Source organism: Microtetraspora sp. AC03309, from assembly GCF_020826795.1.
GTDB lineage: Bacteria > Actinomycetota > Actinomycetes > Streptosporangiales > Streptosporangiaceae > Microtetraspora > Microtetraspora glauca.
In genome coordinates this window covers 14,453-36,356 of sequence record NZ_JADDIL010000068.1, presented here as the reverse complement: position 1 = coordinate 36,356, position 21,904 = coordinate 14,453, and the positions used below count along the sequence as shown (strand labels likewise).

Genomic DNA, 21,904 nt, shown 5'->3' with positions numbered 1-21,904 from the left:
CATGGACCCGAACAGGCTGACCCAGAAGTCGCAAGAGGCCCTGAACGACGCTCAGGCCGTGGCGGTGCGCCTCGGGCAGACCGAGGTCGACGGCGAGCATCTCCTGCTGGCATTGCTCACGCAGCCCGAGGGCCTCGTGCCGCGCCTCCTGTCCCGGGCCGGGGCCGACCCCGGCAAGCTGCGTACGGAACTGGAGGAGAACCTGGGCCGCCGCCCCTCGGTGAGCGGGCCGGGCACGACCCCGGGGCAGGTCTTCGTCACCCAGCGGCTGTCCCGGGTGCTCGACGCCGCCGATCGGGAGGCCGGGCGGCTCAAGGACGACTACGTGTCGGTCGAGCACCTGGTGCTCGCGCTGATCGACGAGGGCCCCGAGACTCCGGCGGGCCGCCTGCTGCGCGAGCAGGGCCTCACCCGGGAGCGATTCCTGCAGGCCCTCACCGACATCCGCGGCCACCAGCGGGTCACCTCCGCCACGCCCGAGAGCGCGTACGAGGCCCTGGAGAAGTACGGCCGCGACCTGGTCGCGGACGCGGCGGCGGACAAACTGGACCCGGTCATCGGCAGGGACAGCGAGATCCGCAGGGTGGTCCAGATCCTGTCCAGGAAGACGAAGAACAACCCGGTCCTCGTCGGTGACCCCGGCGTCGGCAAGACGGCGATCGTCGAGGGGCTGGCGCAGCGGATCGTCCGCGGCGACGTGCCGGAGGGACTGCGCGACAAGACGATCTTCAGCCTGGACATGGGCGCGCTCATCGCCGGGGCCAAGTACCGCGGCGAGTTCGAGGAGCGGCTCAAGGCCGTGCTCGGCGAGGTGAAGGCGGCCGAAGGGCGGATCCTCCTGTTCGTCGACGAGCTGCACACCGTCGTGGGCGCGGGCGCCACCGAGGGCGCGATGGACGCGGGGAACATGCTCAAGCCGATGCTCGCCCGCGGCGAGCTGCACATGATCGGCGCGACGACCCTGCAGGAGTACCGCAAGCACATCGAGAAGGACGCGGCCCTGGAACGCAGGTTCCAGCCGGTGCTCGTCGACGAGCCGTCCGTCGAGGACGCCATCTCCATCCTCCGCGGGCTGCGCGAACGCCTGGAGGTGTTCCACGGCGTGAAGATCCAGGACGGCGCGCTGGTCGCCGCGGTCGTCCTCAGCCACCGGTACATCTCCGACCGCTTCCTCCCGGACAAGGCCATCGACCTCGTCGACGAGGCGTGCGCGATGCTCCGTACCGAGATCGACTCGATGCCGGCCGAGCTGGACGAGCTGACCCGCAGGGTGATGCGGCTGGAGATCGAGGAGGCGGCGCTCGCCAAGGAGACGGACCCCGCCAGCCGGACCCGGCTGGAGGACCTGCGCAAGGAGCTGGCCGACCTGCGGGCCGAGGCCGACGCGATGCGGGCGCAGTGGGAGTCCGAGCGGCACGCGCTGCGCAAGGTGCAGGGCCTGCGTGAGGAGATCGAGGCGGTACGCCGCGAGGCCGAGGTGGCCGAGCGCAGCTACGACCTCAACCGCGCCGCCGAGCTGCGCCACGGCCGGCTGCCCGAACTGGCCCGGCGGCTCGCCGCGGAGGAGGAGCAGTTGGAGGCCAAGCAGGGCAGGAGCCGGCTGCTGCGCGAGGTCGTGACCGAGGAGGAGATCGCGGCGATCGTCGCGCGCTGGACGGGCATCCCGGTCAGCCGCCTCCAGGAGGGCGAGCGGGAGAAGCTGCTCCGCCTGGACGACATCCTGCACGAGCGTGTCATCGGCCAGGACGAGGCCGTGCAACTGGTCGCCGACGCCGTCATCCGTGCCAGGTCGGGCATCAAGGACCCGCGCCGGCCGATCGGGTCGTTCATCTTCCTCGGGCCGACCGGCGTCGGCAAGACCGAGCTGGCCAAGGCCCTGGCCGCGGCGCTCTTCGACACCGAGGACAACATGGTCCGGGTCGACATGAGCGAGTACCAGGAGCGGCACACCGTGAGCCGGCTCGTCGGCGCCCCTCCCGGTTACATCGGTTATGAGGAGGGCGGCCAGCTCACCGAGGCCGTACGGCGTAAGCCGTACTCGGTGGTGCTCTTCGACGAGATCGAGAAGGCGCACGCGGACGTGTTCAACACACTGCTCCAGGTGCTCGACGACGGACGGCTGACCGACGCGCAGGGCCGTACGGTCGACTTCAGGAACACCGTCATCATCATGACCTCGAACATCGGGTCGGAGTACCTGCTCGAAGGAGTGACCCCCAGCGGGGAGATCAAGCCCGAAGGCCGGGACCAGGTGATGGCGGCGCTGCGGCGGCACTTCCGCCCCGAGTTCCTCAACCGGGTGGACGACATCGTGCTGTTCAAGCCGCTGACCGAGGCGGAGATCGAGCGGATCGTCGACCTGATGTTCGGCGAGATCAGGTCCAGGCTGGCCGACCGGCGGATGACGCTGGAGGTCACCGAGGAGGCCCGCCGCCTGATCGCCCAGGAGGGCTACGACCCGGTGTACGGCGCGCGCCCGCTGCGGCGGTTCATCTCGCGCGAGGTGGAGACGCGGATCGGCCGGGCACTGCTCGCGGGAGACGTCCAGGACGGCGCGACGATCAGGGTCGGTGTGGCGGCTGGTGAGCTCGTGGTCGGATTCGAGAACCAGGAACCGGATTAACATCCCGTTCACATACGGGCAAAAGCTTCGAAACGGTCCGTTGGCATTCTCGGGCGTGGCGATGAAACGCACGCTCGTGAAGGGATCGACGTGAGCTACAAGGCTGAGTACATCTGGATCGACGGCACGGAGCCCACGGCGAAGCTCAGGTCCAAGACGCGTGTCCTCAAGGACGGCGCGGAGCTCCCGACCTGGGGCTTCGACGGATCCAGCACCAACCAGGCCGGGGGCCACTCCTCCGACCGCGTGCTCAAGCCGGTGTTCACCTGCCCCGACCCGATTCGCGGCGGTGACAACGTGCTGGTGCTGTGCGAGGTCCTCAACCCGGACATGTCGCCGCACGCCAGCAACACCCGCGCGCTCCTCACCGAGGTGGCCGAGCGGTTCGCCGACCAGGAGTCCTGGTTCGGCATCGAGCAGGAGTACACCTTCTTCCAGGACGGCCGCCCGCTCGGCTTCCCGCTCGGCGGCTTCCCGGCCCCGCAGGGCGGCTACTACTGCGGCGTCGGCGCCGACGAGGTCTTCGGACGCGACGTCGTCGAGAAGCACCTCGACCTGTGCCTGGCCGCCGGCCTGGAGATCTCCGGCATCAACGCCGAGGTCATGCCCGGCCAGTGGGAGTTCCAGGTGGGCCCGCTCGGCCCGGTAGAGGCCGGCGACCACATGTGGATCGCCCGCTGGCTGCTGTACCGCGTCGCCGAGGACTTCGGCATCGCCGCCACGCTCGACGCCAAGCCGGTGAAGGGTGACTGGAACGGCGCCGGCGCGCACACCAACTTCTCCACCAAGGCGATGCGCGAGTCGTACGAGCCGATCATCACCGCCTGCGAGGCCCTGGCCGAGAAGGCCATGGAGCACGTGCAGAACTACGGCCACGGCATCGAGGACCGCCTCACCGGCCACCACGAGACCGCTCCGTGGAACAAGTTCAGCTACGGCGTCTCCGACCGCGGCGCCTCGGTCCGCATCCCGTGGCAGGTCGAGATCGAGCGCAAGGGCTACATCGAGGACCGCCGCCCGAACGCGAACGTCGACCCCTACGTGGTGACCCGCCTGATGGTGGACACCTGCTGCAGCGCCCTGGAGAAGGCCGGCCAGGTCTGATCCCCGCTCCACCCTCTTCGTACGGCTCCCGCCCCTCACCGGGCGGGAGCCGTACGCGTTTGTGAGGGGGTGCCTGGTCAGCGGGGACGTCTTTATGGTTCACTCGACGGACCTTTTAAGACGTTTGACCCCGTTAGGAGTGCCTCATGGAGGTGTCCTTCTCCCCGCACGCGCCCACCGAGGTGCGTGCCGACCTGCTGGTCCTGCCCGCGTCCGCCGGCGAGGACCTGGGGTTCGAGCTCCGGCTCGCCGGATTCACCGGGCGGCCGGGCGAGGAGCTCCTGCTGCCGCGCCGCGCGGGCGACCCGTTCCAGGCGGGGGCGCTCCTGCTGATCGGCCTGGAGCCCGACGCCGACGAGCGGGCCGTACGGCGGGCGGTGGGGCACGCGGCGCCCAGGATGGCCGGGTTCGACACGGTCGCGGTCGCGCTGCCGCATCCCGGGGCGGTCGTCGAAGGCGTTCGCCTCGGCGGCTACCGCTTCGACGGCTACAAGAGCGCACCCGAGAACCGGTCCGTCGGACACCTGGTCCTGCTCGGCCCGGAGAACCGGGACGCGGTCGCGCGGGCCGAGGTGGTGGCCGAGGCCGTGACGTTCACCCGAGACCTGGTCAACACCCCCGCCGGGGACCTGGTCCCGATGACCCTGGCCCGGCGGGCCGTGGAGATGGCCGAGGAGGCGGGGCTGGACGCCCGCGTCCTCGCCGCCGACGAGCTGCGCGAAGGTGGCTTCGGCGGCATCCTCGGCGTCGGCGCGGCCAGCGCCAACCCGCCCTGCCTGATCGAGGTGAGTTACCCCGGCGACGGGAAGAGCGGGGTCGTCGGCCTGGCCGGCAAGGGCATCACCTTCGACGCGGGCGGCCTCGGGATCAAGAGCCAGAAGGCCATGGCGACGATGAAGAGCGACATGGCGGGCGGCGCCACGATGCTCGCGGTGGTCCGGGCGGCGGCCCGGCTCGGCCTGCCGACCGGCGTCGTCGCGGTCGTCCCCGCGGCCGAGAACATGGTCAGCGGGTCGGCGACGCGCCCCGGCGACGTCCTGCGGCACCGTAACGGCATCACCACCGAGGTCGCCGACACCGACGCCGAGGGGCGGCTGGTCCTGGCCGACGCCCTGGCCTACCTCGCCGAGCGCCGCCCGGACGCGATCATCGACGCCGCCACCCTCACGTACTCGGTCATGCACGCGCTGGGCGAGGACATCACCGGCGTCCTCGGCAACGACCGGGCGCTGATCGGCGCGATCACGGCGGCGGGCGAGGAACAGGGTGAGCCCCTGTGGGAGATGCCGATGTGGCGTCCCTACCTGGAGCGGATCAGGTCCGACGTGGCCGACTTCAAGAACGACGGGGGTGCGCACGCCGACGTGATCCTGGCCGCGCTGTTCCTGGAGAACTTCACCGGCGGCGTCCCCTGGGCGCACCTGGACTTCGCGACCACGGCCTACCTGGACAAGGCCACCGACCTCGGCCCCGCCGGGGCCACCGGGGCGATGGTCAGGACGCTGATCAGCTATCTCGCGAGTCGTTGAGCCCGCGTTCGAGCATCGCCCTGATCACGTCCGCCGTCATGGTGAAGTGGCGCTCCGCGATGGACCCGGCCCGTTCGGCGTCCCTCGCGGAGATCGCCTCGTACAGCGCGCGGTGCTCGTTCAGGGCCTGACGGTAGGTCTCCGGGTCGTCCTCGCCGTACGGCTCGGTCGGGAAGCCGAGGCTGACCCGCATCAGCAGGTCGCGGCTGAGCGCGTTGATCTGGGGGTTGCCCGCGGCGGTGACCACGGCCGCGTGGAACGCCGCGTCGGCCGCCTGCTCCTCGCGGAGGCTGGACGCCCCGGCGTAGGCGTCGAGCGCGGCCCGCATCGCCTCCAGGTCCCGGTCCCCACGGCGCTGCGCCGCGGCCCTGGCCGCCATGCCCTCGACCAGGCCGCGCAGGTCGAAGAGCTGCTCCAGCTCCGGCCAGCGCGGCACGAGCGTGCGCCTGACAGCGGCGGCGGTCGCCTCGGTCCAGCTCGTGCGCACGTAGGCGCCGCCGGTGCGGCCGCGCCTGATCTCGACGATGCCGACGGCCTGCAGGCGTCCGACGGCCTCGCGGATCGTGGCCCGGCTGACGTCGAGAAGGGTCGCCAGCTCCCGTTCGCCGGGCAGGCGCTCGCCGGGAAGGTAGTCGCCGATCGCGATGGCGGTCATGAGGCGGTCGGCCACCTCGGTCGCCACGGACGGCACGCGCACGGGGCCGAGCAGGCTCGTGGGCGCGTTGCCGTCGAGCGCCTGGCCGAGCACGCGGGCCAGGTCGTCCGCCGGTGGAGCGGTGTCGGCCGCCTGCGGTGTCACCTGCTGTGTCACCTGCCGTGTCACCTGCCGTGTCACCTGCTGTGTCACTGGCCGCGGGTCGTGCTGGTGGAGGTGCTGCTGGGACCGCTGGTGCGTCGGCGGGGGTTCCTCTGCCGGGATCCGGGCGCTCAGGGAAGGGTCCTTTCTGGGGGCATGGCGTGAACCGCACCTTACCCAACCGGCGGATTTCCAAAAAGGTATTGTGTCCAGGCCATTTATCCATATGCTGTCCAGACAACGGACATCTGTCTCATCTAGCGACATCTCGTCCCATCCCGTCCCCCGTACGCCCGGAGGTTGTGCGTTGGCCATTCCCGAACCGACCGAGCAGGGGCTCGCCCCCTTCGGCGAGTGGCAGACCTGGTACCGGGTGACCGGCGACCTCGCGTCGCCGAAGGCGCCCCTCGTGGTGCTGCACGGGGGGCCGGGCGCGGCCCACGACTACACCCTGCGGATCGCGCGCCTGGCCGAGCAGGACCGGGCCGTCGTCCACTACGACCAGATCGGCGTGGGGCTCTCGACACACCTGCCGGAGAAGGGCGCCGACTTCTGGACCGTCCAGCTCTTCCTCGACGAGCTGGACAACCTGCTGGCCCACCTCGGCATCGCCGGGCGGTACCACGTGCTCGGCCAGTCCTGGGGCGGCATGCTGGCCGCCGAGCACGCCGTACGCGTGCCGTCCGGGCTGCGTGGCCTGGTCATCGCCAACTCGCCGGCCTCGATGGAGCTGTGGCGCGAGGAGTGCGACCGGCTGCGGTCCGAGCTGCCGCAGGACGTGGAGCGCGCGCTTCGCGAGCACGAGGCGGCCGGCACCACGGACAGCCCCGAATACCGGGCGGCGGAGAAGGTCTTCAACGCACGCCACGTCTGCACGATCGTGCCCAACCCGCCGGAGGTGCTCGCCAGCGACGCCAAGACCGTCGCGGACCCGACGGTGTACCACACCATGAACGGGCCCAGCGAGTTCCACGTCATCGGCACCCTGAGGGAGTGGTCGGTCGTCGACCGGCTCGACAGGATCGCCGCCCCCACCCTGCTCGTCTCCGGTCGGCACGACGAGGCCACCCCTCGCACCGTGCAGCCCTTCGCGGACCGCATCCCCGACGTCCGCTGGGAGCTGTTCGAGCAGTCCAGTCACATGCCGCACATCGAAGAGGAAGAGTTCTACCTCCAGGTCGTTGGCGGCTTCCTCGACTCCACCGACTGATCATGAGGGATCTCCGAATGAAGCGCATCACCGTCATCGCCGGCGCCGCACTGCTGGCCGTCGCCGCCACCGCCTGCTCGGGCGGCGGCGCCACCGCCCCCGCGACGGGTACGGCGTCGCAGCCGGCCCAGGCCGCCGCCGGATTCCAGGAGCAGCACAAGGGCGGCACGCTCCGCCTGCTGGCCAAGGCGGGCGACGGCACGCTCGACCCGCACATCAACTACAGCAACGGCAACTGGCAGATCTTCCAGGCCCTCTACGACGGCCTGGTCTCCTTCAGGAAGGTCGGCGGGAAGGCGTCGTACGACATCGTTCCCGACCTCGCCGAGCAGATGCCGCAGGTCAGCACGGACGGCACGTCCTACACCTTCAAGCTGCGCCAGGGCGTCACGTTCGCCACGGGCGACCCGGTCACGGTCGACGACGTCGTGGCGTCGTTCCAGCGGATCTTCCGGGTCTCCGGCCCGACGTCGGGCACCTTCTACGCCGGGATCGTCGGTGCGGCCGACTGCGTGAAGAAGCCGGCGGGCTGCACCCTCGACAAGGGTGTCGTGGCCGACGCGGCGGCGAACACGGTCACGATCAACCTGGTCGCGCCCGACTCGGAGTTCCTCCAGAAGCTGGCCCTTCCGCACGCCGTCGTGCTGCCGAAGGGCACCCCCGGCAAGGACCAGGGCACGACCCCGATCCCGGGCACCGGGCCGTACAAGGTGGAGTCCTACAACCCGAACAAGCAGATGAAGCTGGTCCGCAACCCCCACTTCACCGAGTGGTCCCGCGACGCGCAGCCGCAGGGCTACCCGGACGAGATCGAGTACAACTACGGTCTCACCCCCGAGGGCGCGGTCACCGCGGTCCAGAACGGCCAGGCCGACTGGATCTTCGACCCGCTGCCCGCGGACCGGCTCACCGAGATCGGCACCACGTACGCGGAGCAGGCGCACGTGAACCCGCTCGCCGCCTTCTGGTACATCCCGGTCAACGTCAACCTGGCGCCCTTCGACAAGCCCGAGGCCAGGGAGGCGCTCCAGTGGGCGTTCGACAAGAACGCCATGGTGAAGATGTTCGGCGGCGCCAACGTGGCGCAGCCGGCCTGCACGATCCTGCCTCCGGCCTTCCCCGGCCACGCCGACTTCTGCGACTTCCCGCAGCAGGACCTCGCCAAGGCCAAGGACCTGGTCCAGCGGTCGGGCACGGCGGGCCAGGAGGTCGCCATCGTGGTCGCCGACGACGACGTGAGCAAGCAGATCGGCGAGTACAGCAGGAGCGTGCTGGAGCAGATCGGCTACCAGGCCAAGCTGAAGGTCATCTCGACCAACATCCACTTCACCTACATCCAGAACAGCAAGAACAAGGTCCAGCTCAGCGTCTCCCAGTGGTACGCCGACTATCCCGCGGCCTCGAACTTCATCAACGTCCTGCTCTCCTGCGCCTCGTTCCGTGAGGGAAGCGACGCCAGCATCAACATCTCCGGCTTCTGCGACAAGGACAACGACGCCAAGATCGCCCAGGCCATGACGCTGGACCAGACCGACACCGCCGCCGCGGGCAAGCTCTGGGGCGAGCTCGACAGGGAGCTGATGAAGAAGGGCCCGATCATCCCCCTGTTCAACCCCAAGCAGATCGACTTCGTCTCCAAGAACGTCGGCAACTACCAGTTCCACGCGCAGTTCCACGCGCTGCTCGACCAGATGTGGGTCAAGTGACCACCGCGGTCAAGGACACGGCTCCGCGGGCGGCCCGGCAGGCGGTCCGACCGTCCGCCGGGCCGTGGCGGCGGGCGCTCGGCCGGCTGAGGCGCAACCGCCCGGCGATGATCGCCGGGATCGGGTTGCTGCTCATCGTGCTGGCCTGCGTGCTCGCGCCCGTCTACGCGAACCTGGTCGCGCACACCGACCCCTTCACCTCGGGCGCCTCGGCCACCACGATCGTGAACGGGCAGCAGGTGCCGGTCCTGGCCCAGAGCACGGAGGGGCTCGGCCTGGGGGTCACCCCGATCGGCCCCACCTGGGACCCGGGCCACTACCTGCTGGGCGCGGACAACCAGGGCCGTGACGTGATGGCCAGGCTCCTGTACGGCGGGCGCAACAGCCTGCTGATCGGCCTGTCCTCGGCGGTGCTGTGCTGCACGCTGGCCACGGTGCTCGGCGTGCTGGCCGGATACTTCGGCGGCTGGATCGACGCGGTGCTCTCCCGCTTCTTCGACGTGATCTGGGCCTTCCCCGTCTATCTGCTGGCGATCTGCCTGTCGGTGGTGCTGCTCACCAGCGGACTGCACCTGGGCCCGATCCACATCGACGCGGGCAGCCTCGCGCTTCCCGTCGTCATCATCGCGCTGATCTACGTCCCCTACGTGGCCAGGCCGCTGCGCGGCCAGGTGATGGCGCTGCGGAACAAGGAGTTCCTGCACGCGGCCGTCGGCCTGGGCGCCTCCGACCTGCGCGTCATGCGCCGTGAGGTGCTGCCGAACGTGCTGCCCACGGTCGTGGTGTTCCTGCCGCTGATGACCGCGCTCAACATGCTGACGGAGTCGGCCCTGTCGTTCCTGTCGGTGGGCGTGCAGTCCCCCGACGCGAGCTGGGGGACGATCATCAACGACGGTCTCGCCCTGCTCTACACCCGGCCCGTGATCACGATCGCGGCCGGCCTGTGCGTCGGGCTGACCGCCGTCGCCCTCAACGTCCTCGGCGACGGCGTACGCGACGCGCTCGACCCGAACGCCCGGCTGCGGGGAGGCGCCTGATGGTCGGTTACATCCTGCGGCGTTTCGGCGCCGCCGTGCTCGTCCTGTTCGCGATCAGCGTGCTGGTCTTCCTGATCTTCTTCGCCACCCCCGGCGTGGACCCGGCCGCCCGCATCGCGGGCAAGAACGCCGACCCCGCCACGCTGGCGCAGGTCCGCGCGTCGTTCGGCTTCGACCGGCCGCTGCCGGTGCAGTACGCGATGATGATGAAGCACCTGTTCGTCTCCCACGACTTGACCTCGTTCGTGAACCGGGGCACGCTCGTGATCCCGCAGATCATCGACGCGGTCCCCGTCACGCTCTCGCTCGTCGTGGGCGCGGCGGTGATCTGGATGGTGCTGGGCGTCGCCATGGGCACCCTCGCCGGCGCCATGCGCGGCACCGTGGTCGACCCGCTGGTCATGCTCCTCGGCGTCTTCGGCGTCTCGCTCCCGGTCTACTGGCTGGGCGAGGTCGTCAACCTGATCACCCAGAAGGAGCTGCACGACTCGGTCTTCTCCTGGGTGCCGCCGCTGGGCTACGTGCCGATGTCCCAGGGCGTCGGCCAGTGGGCGCTGCATCTGCTCTTCCCCTGGCTCACGCTGGCCCTGCTGTACGCCGGGATCTACGCCAGGTTGCTGCGCGGTGAGCTGATCAACGCGCTGAACGAGGACTACGTCCGTACGGCCCGCGCCAAGGGCCTGTCGGAGCGGCGGATCCTCATCAAACACGCGCTGCGCTGCTCGCTGATCCCGATCGTGTCGTTGTTCGGCCTGGACTTCGGGGCGCTGGTCGGCGGGGCGGCGCTGCTGACCGAGGTGGTCTTCGGCCTTCCGGGGGTCGGCAAGCTCACCTACCAGGCGCTGCAGAACCTCGACCTGCCCGTGATCATGGGCACCGTCCTGTACGCGGCCTTCTTCGTCGTGCTGGCCAACGCCGTGGTGGACGTCCTGTACGCCCGGCTCGACCCGAGGGTGCGCCGTGCCTGAACCGCTGCTTGAGGTCAGTGACCTGAGGATCCGCTTCGGCGGCTTCACCGCCGTCGACGGGCTGTCCTTCTCCGTACGGCCCGGCGAGGTGCTGGGCGTGGTGGGGGAGTCGGGCTCGGGCAAGAGCGTGTCGATGCTCGGCGTGCTGGGCCTGATCCGCACCCCGGGCGCGGAGATCTCGGGAAGCGTGGTCTTCCGTGGTCGTGACCTGCTCACGCTGAAGAACGCCGAGATGCGCGCGATCCGGGGACGGGAGATCGCGATGATCTTCCAGGACCCGATGACCGCGCTCACCCCCGTGTACACGATCGGCTGGCAGATCGCCGAGCAGATCCGCGCCCACGAGAAGGTCTCCAAACGCGCGGCCCGCGATCGGGCGATCACGCTCCTCGGCGAGGTCGGCATCCCGTCCCCCAAGCAGCGTGTCGACGCCTACCCGCACGAGTTCTCGGGCGGCATGCGCCAGCGGGCCGTCATCGCGATGGCCCTGTCGTGCAACCCCGCCCTGCTCATCGCGGACGAGCCGACGACCGCGCTCGACGTCACCACGCAGGCGCAGATCCTCGACCTCATGCGGCGTCTGCGCACGGAGTACGGCTCGGCCGTCGTCATGATCACCCATGACATGGGAGTGGTGTCGGAGATCGCCGACGAGGTCCTGGTCATGTACGGCGGGCGGGCCGTCGAGCGCGGCACCCGTCGTGAGGTCTTCCACGGCCCCCGCCATCCCTACACCTGGGGGCTGCTCGACTCCGTGCCCCGCGTCCGCGGTGCCCGCGCGCGCCGCCTCCCGACCATCCCGGGAACCCCGGGCGCGGCGGAGCGGGGCTGCCCGTTCGCCGACCGCTGCGTCCACAGCTTCGCCGCCTGCGTCGAGGTACCGCCGCTGACCGGGGAGTCCGGCCATCTCGACGCCTGCTGGCTGCCAGAAGAGGAGAGGATGCGATGAGCACCCTGCTTTCGGCCACGGACGTGGTCAAACACTTCCGCGCGGGCGGCGGCCGTGCCGTACAGGCCGTCAACGGGGTCTCTCTGGAGGTCGTGAGCGGCGAGACGCTCGGCGTGGTCGGCGAGTCCGGATGCGGCAAGTCCACGCTGGGGCGCTGCCTGGTCAGGCTGACCGACCTCACGTCGGGCACGGTGGAGTTCCAGGGACAGGACATCACGAACCTGTCCCGTCGCAGGCTCCGCCCGCTGCGGCCCGCCATGCAGCTGGTCTTCCAGGACCCCTACGCCTCGCTCAACCCGCGCCGCACCGCGGGCGACGCGGTCGCCGAGCCGCTGCGCATCCACGGGTACGGCGACGCGGCGGCGATCAGGAACCGCGTCGCCGAGCTGTTCGACCTGGTGGGCCTGGCACGGGCGCACCTGGACCGCTACCCGCACGAGTTCTCCGGCGGGCAGCGCCAGCGCATCGGCATCGCCCGCGCCATCGCGCTCAACCCGAAGCTGGTCGTGGCCGACGAGCCGGTTTCCGCGCTGGACGTGTCGGTGCAGGCCCAGGTGCTCAACCTCTTCGCCGACCTGCAGGAGGAGCTGGGCCTCACCTACGTCTTCATCGCCCACGACCTGGGCGTGGTGCGGCACGTGTCCGACCGGATCGCGGTGATGTACCTCGGCGAGGTCGTCGAGGTGGCCGAGGCCGAGGAACTCTACGCGGCGCCCGCCCACCCCTACACCAACGCCCTGCTGTCGGCCGTCCCGGAGATCGACGACGGGTCGGGCGCTCCGCGCCGTGAGCGCGTCGTCCTGACCGGGGACGTCCCGAGCCCCATCGACCGGCCGAACGGCTGCTCCTTCCACCCGAGGTGCCCGGCGGCCCAGGCGCTGTGCCGTACCGAACGTCCGGCGCTGCGTTCCGTCGCGGGCCGCCAGGTGGCCTGTCACTTCCCGACCTCCCCCTGACCCCGGCGCCCCCGACGAACCGAGGCCGGTGATCGGCGACCAGCCGATCACCGCGACAGTGCCCCATCCGGATCCGGCGCGGCTCACGTCCACGCTCTCGCCACGACAAACCCGAAGATCTTACTTTTGGTGACGATATATTTACGCGGTGCTCACCGCCTATGTCGACGAGAGCCTTCGTCGTCGCCCTCATGACGACAGCGTCTACGCGATGGCTGCTGTGGTCATGGACGCTGCCGACCGCGAGGACGTTCGCGTGGACCTGGAGTCGCTGCGTCTCGGTAAAAGTCCCCGCCTGCACTGGAGGGATGAATCCCCCACCCGGCAACTCGCCATCGCCGAACGGCTTGCGGGCATGCCGATACGCGGAATTGTCGCGGTGTATCTCCATGGCAGAGAGGTCCGGACGGAGCGAGCGCGTCGCCGCTGCCTGGAGCGGCTGCTCATCGAGGTCGACAAGGCCGGCGTCGCGGCGGTGTTCATTGAGAGCCGCACCCCCGATCAAGACCATCTCGATCGGGGGTTGCTGACCGGGCTGCGCAAGGCGCGCGTTCTGCCGAAGAGCCTGACGGTGCGATGGCAGCCGTCGGCGAGCGAGCCGCTTCTCTGGGCCGCGGATGCCGTCGTCGGTGCCACGACCTGGTGGTTGGACGGCCAAACGCGTTACTACGACCTGCTCTGCGAACGGGTCCACATGATCTGTCTCGAGTGACGCCTGCAACGCGAAGGCCGGACGCCCGATTCCATCGGGAGGCCCGGCCTCACTTCCCCATCCCAGAGGATGTGGCGTGTTCAGTTTGCCTCACCGATAGTGCTCAGGCAAGCGCGTTGACGACGGAGAGGCATTGGGCTTGCCGTACTCATTGACCTTGGATCAGCTTCGTCCACCATGACCTCGAGGCCCGGTGGGCCGGACGTCCCCCGGCCCACCGGCGAGTCACGATGGCCGGCGAAGCCGGGGAGTTCAGGCGGGGGTGAGTGCTCCGGAGGGGCGGTCGCCGGCCGGGGAGCCCCCGTCGCCGTCGTCGCCGCTTCGGCCGGTTCCCGGCCCGGAGTCCTCGTCCAGCAGGGTCGTCTCGTCGAACGGCACATGGCCGGCCAGCACCTCTCCGGCCCGCTCGCGGTCGAACTCGCCGGTCCAGGTCCCGATCAGTACGGTGGCCACCGCGTTGCCCGCGAAGTTCGTCAGAGCACGCGCCTCGGACATGAAGCGGTCGATGCCGACGATCAGGCCGACGCCGTCCACCAGGTCGGGCCGGTGTGACTGGAGGCCGCCGGCCAGGGTGGCCAGGCCGGCGCCGGTGACACCCGCCGCGCCCTTCGACGCGATGATCATGAAGATCAGCAGCGAGATCTGCTCGCCCAGCGCCAGCGGAGCCCCTGTGGCGCTGGCCACGAAAAGCGTCGCCATGGTCAGGTAGATGGCGGTCCCGTCGAGGTTGAACGAGTACCCCGTGGGCACGGTGATGCCGACCACCGGGCGGCTCACCCCGAGATGCTCCATCTTCGCGATCAGCCGGGGCAGGGCCGACTCGGAGGAGGAGGTCGACAGGATGAGCAGGAACTCCCGGCCGAGATAGCGCAGCAGCGCGAGGATGTTGACCCGCGCGACCATCCAGAGCAGCGGCCCCAGCACGACGAAGACGAACAGCACGCAGGTCGCGTAGAACCCGGTCATGATGACGGCGAGGCTCGTCAGCGCGTCCACGCCGGTCGCCCCCACCACCGCCGCCATCGCGCCGAACGCGCCCACCGGGGCGGCCCACATGATCATGGCGAGGATGCGGAAGACCAGCCGCTGGATGTGACCGATCCCGGCCAGGATCGGCGCGGCACGCCCGCCCATGGCCTGCAGCGCGAAGCCCGCGAGCAGCGCGACCAGCAGCGTCTGCAGCACCTGGCCCTCGGTGAACGCCGACACGAGCGTCGCCGGGATGATCCCCAGGAGGAACGACGTGGTGTCGCTCTCACCGCCCTTGGCGGCCTCGGTCTCGGCGGCCTTGCGCAGGTCGTCGGTCAGCGCGAGGCCCTCGCCCGGATGCAGCAGGTTGCCGACGACCAGGCCGATGGCGAGGGCCACCGTGGACATGACCAGGAAGTAGCCGACGGCGAGCCCGCCGACCTTGCCGACCCGCGCCGCCTGGGTGACGGAGCCGACCCCGAGCACGATCGTGCAGAAGATGATCGGGCTGATCATCATTTTGATCAGGCCCACGAAGGCCGTGCCGAGCGGTTTCAACTCCTTGCCCAGCTCCGGGGCGAGAAGCCCCACGGCGATGCCGGCCAGTACGGCGACGATGACGGCGAGATACAGGTACCGGGTGCGGTCCCGGCTCACCTGAGGCGCGGATGCGGCCACGCGACCCCCTTGTACGGGAAGAGGTCCAAGAAAGACTTTCGGTGGCGTGACTATGCGCCGGGGGTGTGACGCCGGTCACTATTGCGTACATTTCGTTCATCACCGAAACGACCTCACGGGAGCGAGACGAGGCAGATGACGAGGACGTCGCCCCCCAGACGGTCTCCCCTCAGACGATGGAGCCTCGCCGGGCAGATCCTGCTGCTCCAGACCGTGGTCGTCGGCGTCACGGTGGCGGCGGGCACCGCCCTCGCCTTCGCCCACACCCGCGACCTGCTCACCGACGACGCGACCCGGGTCGCCCGCTCGGTCGCGATCAGCGTGGCCGACTCGCCGTCCGTCCTGGCCGCGCTCGACGACCCGGCCCCCACCGGCGCGCTCCAGCCGTACGCCGAGCGGGTCAGGCGGGAGGTCGGCGTCGACTTCATCACGATCATGGACACCTCGGGCCGCCGGTACACCCACCCGAAGCCCAGCCAGATCGGCGGCATGTTCCTCGGCACCATCGGCCCCGCGCTGGCCGGCCGTACGTTCACCGAGACCTATACCGGCACGCTCGGCCCCTCCGTCCGCGCGGTCACCCCGGTACGGGACGCCCACGGCGAGGTCCGGGCCCTGGTCAGCGCGGGCATCACGCTCGACAAGATCAGCGATCGGCTGCGCGACCAGGTCGCGGTGGCCGGGCTGACGATCCTGCTCGGCATGTCCGTCGGGGGAGCGGGCACCGCCCTGGTCGCCGCCCGGCTGCGCAGGCAGACGCGGGGGCTGGCCTCGGACGAGCTGAGCCGCATCTACGAGCACCACACCGCGATCCTGCACGCCGTACGCGAGGGCCTGCTGCTCGTCGACGACGACCGCACGCTGACCCTGTGCAACGACGGCGCCCGGGAGCTGCTCGGCCTTCCCGGCGACGCGGAGGGCCGCAAGGTGAGCGACCTGGGCCTGGACCCCGCGTTCACCGCGATGCTGGGCGCGGGCGAGCGGCGCACCGACGAGATCCACCTGACGCGGGACCGGGTGATCGTCGTGAACGCGGCACCGGTGCGATCCGGCCGCGGGTCGCTCGGCATGGTCGTCACTCTGCGGGACCACACGGAGCTCCAGGCGCTCAGCGGCCAGCTCGACGCGGTACGCGGCTTCGCCGAGTCGCTCCGCTCGGCCGCGCACGAGTCGGCCAACCGGCTGCACACCGTGGTCACGCTGGTCGAGCTGGGCCGGGCCGAGCAGGCCGTCGAGTTCGCCACCGCGGAGCTGCGCGCCGCGCAGCAGCTCGCCGACCGCGTCGTCGGCTCCGTACGGGAGCCCGTGCTCGCGGCCCTCCTGCTCGGCAAGACCGCCGAGGCGGCCGAGCGCGGCGTCGAGCTGTCCATCAGCCCGGACAGCGAGCTGGACGGTGAGCTGGACGACGCGGGCCTGGACGGCCGCGACCTGGTGACCATCCTCGGCAACCTGATCGACAACGCGGTGGAGGCCGCCATGACCGCCACGACCGCCACGACCGGCACCCGGCCCGCCCGCGTACGGGTCCGCCTGACCATGGACGACGGCGGCTGCGTGCTGCGCGTCGCCGACAACGGCCCCGGCCTCGCCGAGGAGGACGCGGCGGCCGCGTTCCGGCGCGGGTGGACCACGAAGGGAGACGGGCGCGGGCTCGGCCTCGCCATGGTCGGCCAGGCCGTCCACCGCCTCGGCGGCACGATCGACGTCGCCCACGAGGACGGAGCCGTCTTCACCGTACGGCTCCCGCTGCGGAAGGGAGACGAGGCGTGATCTCGGTGCTGGTCGTCGAGGACGAGGAGGTCGCCGCCGAGGCGAACCGCCTCTACGTGGAACGGGTGCCCGGGTTCCGGGTCGCGGGAGTGGCCCGCTCAGGAGGGGACGCCCTGCGGTTCCTCCGCCGCGAACGCGTGGACCTGCTGCTGCTCGACCTGCACCTGCCCGACATGCACGGGCTGGAGGTCTGCCGGCTGCTCCGCGCGGCCGGGGTCTCCTGCGACGTCATCGCCGTGACCTCCGCGAGGGACCTGTCCGTGGTCAGGTCGGCGGTCTCGATCGGCGTGGTGCAGTACCTCCTGAAGCCGTTCACGTTCGCCCTGCTGCGCGAGAAGCTCCAGCAGTACGCGCGGTTCCGCTCGTCCGTCGCCGGCGGCGGCGAGGTGAGCGCGCAGAGCGAGGTCGACAGGGCGCTGGCCACACTGCGGGGCGCCGCACGATCCGCGCTTCCCAAGGGGATGTCCCACGCGACCCTTGAGGCCGTCGCGGGCGAGCTCAGGAAGGCTCGCGAAGGGCTGTCGGCGAACGCCGTCGGCGAGGCGATCGGCGTTTCCAGGGTGACCGCCCGCCGCTATCTGGAGCATCTCACCGAGACCGGGATCGTCCGGCGCGTCCCGCAGTACGGAGGGGTGGGACGCCCCGAATGGCTCTACCGGATGACGTAGACGTCAGTTCTCCGGGCCCGACTCACGTTCGAGGCGAGCCAGATCGGACTCCATCCGCTTCATCACCCGCTGGTAGCCGTCCCAGCCGTACATCCTGATCAGCTTGGCCTTCACCCTGCGCGTCTCCTCCGCGACCATCTCCGGGCTCCGCTGGTTCAAGCCGAGCAAGGGATGGTGGGGACGATTCATAATGCGATGTCCTTCCGTGGCAACGACAAAGTAGTACTAACCAGGACGCGCCGGACGGCACAAAGGGTGACCGCCGCCGTGAACCTCGTCAGAATCTCTGTCAGCCGGACTCGCGCCCCGCGGTCAGCCCATCCCGGCGTACTGGCGGGGCCGCAACGCCTGGGCGCGCAACGCGGCCAGCGCCGCCGCCCGGCCCACCGAGGTGAGCTGCCACGGCGACCTCCACGAGCAGTCCGCACGCAGATCGAGGGCGTCCAGGCGGCGCTGCAACTCACCCAGCGGCGCGGACAGATCGAGGGGCGCCACCCGGGCACCCGCCGCCGATCGCCAGCCCTCGCCGTTGACGACCTCCAGGATCCGGTCCCGCAACTCCTCGTACGGCAGGGCGGCGCCGTCGGCGAGCAACATCAGCGCCGCCTCGCGGACGGAGATCTCGAAGTCGTGCTCGCCCTTGGCCGGAGCGAGCAGCGCGGTCGTCGCCGCCGTCCACAGGCTCTCCGACTGCCGGGCCAGGCCGCGTCCCGCCGGGGTGAGCACCAGCTTCCTGCCCGTACGGCGGAGCGCCCGCAGGTCGTGCACGGCGATCTCCCTGAGCGTGGTCAGCGTCGGCACGTCCGCCTCGCCCCGGATCGAACCGGTGGTGAGGGCATCCCAGCCGAACCTGTCCACCGACTCCGTCACCATGGCGCGGGAGACGTTGAACTTCTCCGTCAGCCGCACCCCCTCGACGGCCATGCCCAGCAGCCACCACAGCGGCTCCAGGTGCGGCTCCGCGGGAGCGGGGATGGGAGCGTGCAGCCGTACCTCGAACGGCTGGGCGAGCTCCCTGCGGGCGTTGCCCCGGCCGAGGACCCAGCGGTTCAACCGTTCCCCGTGGACCCGGTTCAGCCAGCAGTCGCCGCCCAGCTCCGACCGGGGGGAGGTCAGCCAGCGCCGGGTCAGCGCCTCCCGGTCGACCGGCTCGCCGGACATGATGGCCAGCTCCAGCGCGGCGGCGCACGCGACGTGCGCGCCCAGCTCCTCCGGCCCCATGATCGAACTCCAGGCGAGCTCGGTGATGTCCGGAGGCAGCACACCGGTGGCCTCCAGCGCCTGCTGGTAGGCCGTGGTCCCGGCCTCCTCGCCCTCCCGGGCGTACGCGCGCAGGATCTGGGCCGTCGTCTGGGAGTCGCACAGCGCGGCGTAGCGGTCCATGCCGCCCAGCAGGAGCAGCCGCCCGAGCGCTCGGGCGATCACCTGGCGGTCGCCCGTCACCTTCACGGGCAGCGTGTACCAGAGGAACTCGCACACATCGAGCTGGCTGATCGTCTCCAGCGCCTCGCCGCCCGTCAGCCACTCGACGGCGACACGGGCCGGCTCGGCGGCGGCCGGCTCGGAGCGCTCAAGCTCGGCGAGGAGCGCGGCCACATCAGGTGCGGGCATGACTCGCAGTCTGCCGTATTGCCCCCATCGTCCGCGACGACCCGTGGTCACTCGCCACCACCCCCCGGGACCAACCATACGGGGGCTCAGATCCAGCCCTTCCGGAAGAGCATCCGGTCGTACCAGTCCTGGTACGGGATGATCTCGGCGGCGATGACGGGGTAGAGCCAGGCGAAGTTCGCCAGGACCAGCAGCGCGAAGAGGCCGACCCCCACGGCTCCGGCCGTCCGGCGGCGTTGTGGCGCGTCCGCGGGCCCGATGATCAGGCCGCAGGCCAGCACGATCGCGATGATCATGAAGGGCAGCATCGGCAGCGCGTAGAACAGGAACATCGTCCGGTGGTCGGAGATCGCGTAGTAGAACCACGGCAACCAGCCCGCGGCGTAGGTGAGCAGGATCGCGCCGGCCCGCCAGTCACGGGTCGCGACATACCACGCGATCATGCCGATCATGGCGGCGAGGCCGGCGAACCAGATCACCGGGGTGCCGGTGCCGAGCACGGCCCAGGAGCAGCTGTCGGCGCCGCAGCCCTTCGGCGACTCGTAGAAGAACGCCACCGGCCGCAGCAGCAGCGGCCAACTCCACGGCTCGGACTGGTAGTTGTGCGGCGTCTCCAGCCCGGTGTGGAAGCTCAGCACGTCGTGCTGGTAGCCGACCCAGGAGCGCAACGAGTCGAAGACGAAGTAGAACGGGCCGCTCGACGTGGCCTGGGCCCAGTTCCTGCCGTGCCCCTTGTCGGTGGCGAACCACCCGGCGAAGGACGACACATACACGATGATCGGGACCAGGGCCATCCAGGCGGTGGCCAGCGGCAACTCCAGCCGGAAGGTCTCGCTGTACGGCCGGTTCAGCCCGACGGCGCGCCGCGCGCCCGCGTCCCACATCAGCGTCATGATCGCGAAGGCGACGATGAAGAAGAGCGTGGTCCACTTGGTCGCCAGCCCGGCGCCCAGGCACAGCCCGGCGGCCAGCCGCCAGGGCCGCCACCCGAGCCGGGGGCCCACGTCGAGCGAGGAGGCGGACTCGCGCCACTCGGCCAGCTTCTGCCGCGTCCGGTCCCGGTCCACCACCAGGCAGGCGAACCCGGTGAGGACCCAGAACATCAGGAAGATGTCCAGCAGCGCCGTACGGGACAGCACGAAGTGCAGCGCGTCCAGGGAGAGCAGGAACCCGGCCAGACAGCCGAGCAGGGTGGACCGGGTCATCCTGCGGGCCAGTCGGGCCAGGATGAAGATCGACAGTGCTCCGATCAGCGCGGCGGCGAATCGCCAGCCGAAGGGGTTGAGACCGAAGATCGCCTCACCGGCGCCGATCAGCCACTTGCCCAGCGGCGGGTGAACCACGTACGAGGCGCACTCGCTCGCCTGCCCGCACTTCTTGAAGATGTCGGTGTTACCGGCCAACATCAGCTTGTCGGCGTTCTCGACGAACTGCATGTCGACGCCGTTCTTGATCAGAGCGTACGCGTCCTTGGCGTAGTACGTCTCATCGAAGACGACCGCATGGGGCGTCCCGAGCCGGTAGAACCGCAGGAACGCGCCGAACGCCGCCACGATCAGCGGGCCCAGCCAGCCCCACAGGGCACTGCCGGGCATGGGCGGCACCAGCCGGTCCCGCAGGGACACCCGCGCTTCGGCGCCCCGGTCGGATTCGGGCTGCTCGAACGCCTGGTGTGAGAAGTCGGTCACGGCCACCTGGACAGACTACTGTCGAGTGCCTGCGGCGACCATGAAGTTCGGGTCGATTACCGGCATCCAACTCTTCAATGATGAACGTTTCATATGGTGGGATACGTGCTTATTCTGGCGGGAGCTCCGATCGGCCAGGTGGGGGACGCCTCCCCGCGACTGCGGGAGGCACTGGAGACGGCCGACGTCATCGCCGCGGAGGACACGCGCAGGCTCAGACGCCTCGCCTCCGATCTCGGCGTGACCCTGACCGGGCGGGTGGTCTCCTACTACGACGCCAACGAGGTCGCGCGCTCCAAGGAACTGCTGGAGGAACTGCTCCAGGGCGCGACCGTGCTCGTGATCACCGACGCGGGGATGCCCGGAGTGTCCGATCCGGGATACCGGCTCACCCGGCTCGCCGTGGACGCGGGCGTGCGCGTCACCGCGCTGCCCGGCCCGTCCGCCGTCACCACCGCTCTCGCGATCTCCGGCCTGGCCAGTGACCGCTTCTGCTTCGAGGGCTTCCCGCCGCGCAAGCCGGGTGAGCGGTCCCGCCGCCTCGCCGGCCTGGCCCGCGAGGAGCGCACGATGGTGTTCTTCGAGGCGCCGCACCGGCTGCACTCCTGCCTGTCCGCCATGGCCGAGGCGTTCGGCGCCGACCGCCAGGCCGCCGTCTGCCGCGAGCTCACCAAGACCTACGAGGAGGTACGGCGGGGCACCCTGGCCGAGCTGACCGGGTGGGCCGAGGGCGAGGTCAGGGGAGAGATCACGCTCGTCGTGGCCGGACACGCCCCCGAGGCCGCCGCGCCGGACATCGAGGACCTCGCCGACGAGGTCGCCCGCCGCGAGGCCACCGGCGTCCCCCGCAAGCAGGCGATCGTCGACGTCGCGAAATCCGCCGGCATCTCCAAGCGGGACCTCTACAACCACATCCACAGCGCCTGACGG

At 70.4% G+C, this 21,904-nt stretch carries 18 protein-coding genes; 13 read left to right on the top strand and 5 right to left on the bottom strand.

Annotated elements, in window-relative coordinates; all coding sequences use genetic code 11:
• Nucleotide 1: 1 nt before the first annotated feature.
• The 3 genes from clpB (at nt 2) to IMZ11_RS31985 (ending at nt 5,256) form a co-directional block, all read left to right on the top strand.
• Entirely contained in the window at nt 2-2,623 is a 2,622-nt protein-coding gene (clpB, locus tag IMZ11_RS31995) for an ATP-dependent chaperone ClpB (protein WP_228646150.1), read from the top strand.
• Between the two features lie 90 nt (nt 2,624-2,713).
• On the top strand, nt 2,714-3,727 hold the full coding sequence (gene glnII, locus IMZ11_RS31990) for a glutamine synthetase (protein ID WP_228646149.1): 1,014 nt from the start codon (nt 2,714-2,716) through the stop codon (nt 3,725-3,727).
• A 146-nt stretch (nt 3,728-3,873) separates the two neighbouring features.
• Nucleotides 3,874-5,256: a leucyl aminopeptidase gene (locus tag IMZ11_RS31985; RefSeq protein ID WP_228646148.1), complete on the top strand. Its 1,383-nt coding sequence runs from the start codon at nt 3,874-3,876 to the stop codon at nt 5,254-5,256.
• Here the strand turns inward: IMZ11_RS31985 and IMZ11_RS31980 are convergent.
• Nucleotides 5,234-6,067, bottom strand: coding sequence for a FadR/GntR family transcriptional regulator (locus IMZ11_RS31980; protein WP_228646147.1), 834 nt, complete (start codon nt 6,065-6,067; stop codon nt 5,234-5,236). The genes IMZ11_RS31985 and IMZ11_RS31980 overlap by 23 nt on opposite strands.
• A gap of 292 nt (nt 6,068-6,359) precedes the next feature.
• Here IMZ11_RS31980 and IMZ11_RS31975 point away from each other — a divergent pair, with 292 nt between their 5' ends.
• From IMZ11_RS31975 to IMZ11_RS31945, 7 genes are all read left to right on the top strand, one after another.
• Nucleotides 6,360-7,262 carry a proline iminopeptidase-family hydrolase gene (locus IMZ11_RS31975; RefSeq protein WP_228646146.1) on the top strand — a complete coding sequence of 301 codons (903 nt, stop codon included), beginning with the start codon at nt 6,360-6,362 and terminating at the stop codon, nt 7,260-7,262.
• A gap of 17 nt (nt 7,263-7,279) precedes the next feature.
• Nucleotides 7,280-8,968 carry an ABC transporter substrate-binding protein gene (locus tag IMZ11_RS31970; protein WP_228646145.1) on the top strand — a complete coding sequence of 563 codons (1,689 nt, stop codon included), beginning with the start codon at nt 7,280-7,282 and terminating at the stop codon, nt 8,966-8,968.
• On the top strand, nt 8,965-10,005 hold the full coding sequence (locus IMZ11_RS31965) for an ABC transporter permease (protein WP_228646144.1): 1,041 nt from the start codon (nt 8,965-8,967) through the stop codon (nt 10,003-10,005). The genes IMZ11_RS31970 and IMZ11_RS31965 overlap by 4 nt, the downstream gene beginning before the upstream one ends.
• Nucleotides 10,005-10,973, top strand: a complete 969-nt coding sequence (locus tag IMZ11_RS31960; protein ID WP_228646143.1) for an ABC transporter permease — start codon at nt 10,005-10,007, stop codon at nt 10,971-10,973. Before IMZ11_RS31965 ends, IMZ11_RS31960 begins: the two co-directional genes overlap by 1 nt.
• Nucleotides 10,966-11,922, top strand: coding sequence for an ABC transporter ATP-binding protein (locus IMZ11_RS31955; protein ID WP_228646142.1), 957 nt, complete (start codon nt 10,966-10,968; stop codon nt 11,920-11,922). The genes IMZ11_RS31960 and IMZ11_RS31955 overlap by 8 nt, the downstream gene beginning before the upstream one ends.
• Entirely contained in the window at nt 11,919-12,878 is a 960-nt protein-coding gene (locus IMZ11_RS31950; RefSeq protein ID WP_228646141.1) for an ABC transporter ATP-binding protein, read from the top strand. The genes IMZ11_RS31955 and IMZ11_RS31950 overlap by 4 nt, the downstream gene beginning before the upstream one ends.
• A gap of 148 nt (nt 12,879-13,026) precedes the next feature.
• Nucleotides 13,027-13,590, top strand: a complete 564-nt coding sequence (locus IMZ11_RS31945; protein ID WP_228646140.1) for a DUF3800 domain-containing protein — start codon at nt 13,027-13,029, stop codon at nt 13,588-13,590.
• A 252-nt stretch (nt 13,591-13,842) separates the two neighbouring features.
• On the opposite strand, the gene IMZ11_RS31940 is transcribed toward IMZ11_RS31945, so the two are convergent.
• Nucleotides 13,843-15,237, bottom strand: a complete 1,395-nt coding sequence (locus tag IMZ11_RS31940) for a cation:dicarboxylate symporter family transporter (protein ID WP_228646139.1) — start codon at nt 15,235-15,237, stop codon at nt 13,843-13,845.
• Nucleotides 15,238-15,372: 135 nt separating this feature from the next.
• On the opposite strand from IMZ11_RS31940, the gene IMZ11_RS31935 reads away from it, so the two are divergent.
• Both IMZ11_RS31935 and IMZ11_RS31930 read left to right on the top strand, forming a co-directional pair.
• The gene (locus IMZ11_RS31935) at nt 15,373-17,007 is read left to right on the top strand and encodes a sensor histidine kinase (protein WP_228646138.1); all 1,635 of its coding nucleotides are present in this window, start codon (nt 15,373-15,375) and stop codon (nt 17,005-17,007) included.
• Nucleotides 17,004-17,675, top strand: a complete 672-nt coding sequence (locus IMZ11_RS31930; protein WP_228646137.1) for a response regulator — start codon at nt 17,004-17,006, stop codon at nt 17,673-17,675. Before IMZ11_RS31935 ends, IMZ11_RS31930 begins: the two co-directional genes overlap by 4 nt.
• Nucleotides 17,676-17,678: 3 nt before the next feature.
• Here IMZ11_RS31930 and IMZ11_RS31925 read toward each other — a convergent pair whose 3' ends face one another.
• From IMZ11_RS31925 to IMZ11_RS31915, 3 genes are all read right to left on the bottom strand, one after another.
• Nucleotides 17,679-17,834, bottom strand: a complete 156-nt coding sequence (locus IMZ11_RS31925; RefSeq protein ID WP_228646136.1) for a hypothetical protein — start codon at nt 17,832-17,834, stop codon at nt 17,679-17,681.
• 153 nt (nt 17,835-17,987) lie between these two features.
• A complete protein-coding gene (locus IMZ11_RS31920) occupies nt 17,988-19,286 on the bottom strand; it encodes a hypothetical protein (RefSeq protein WP_061258195.1) in 1,299 nt (432 codons plus the stop codon).
• An 86-nt stretch (nt 19,287-19,372) separates the two neighbouring features.
• A complete protein-coding gene (locus IMZ11_RS31915) occupies nt 19,373-20,980 on the bottom strand; it encodes a phospholipid carrier-dependent glycosyltransferase (protein ID WP_308066878.1) in 1,608 nt (535 codons plus the stop codon).
• Nucleotides 20,981-21,079: 99 nt separating this feature from the next.
• Here IMZ11_RS31915 and rsmI point away from each other — a divergent pair, with 99 nt between their 5' ends.
• Nucleotides 21,080-21,901, top strand: a complete 822-nt coding sequence (gene rsmI / locus IMZ11_RS31910; protein WP_228646135.1) for a 16S rRNA (cytidine(1402)-2'-O)-methyltransferase — start codon at nt 21,080-21,082, stop codon at nt 21,899-21,901.
• The last annotated feature ends 3 nt before the right edge of the window (nt 21,902-21,904 follow it).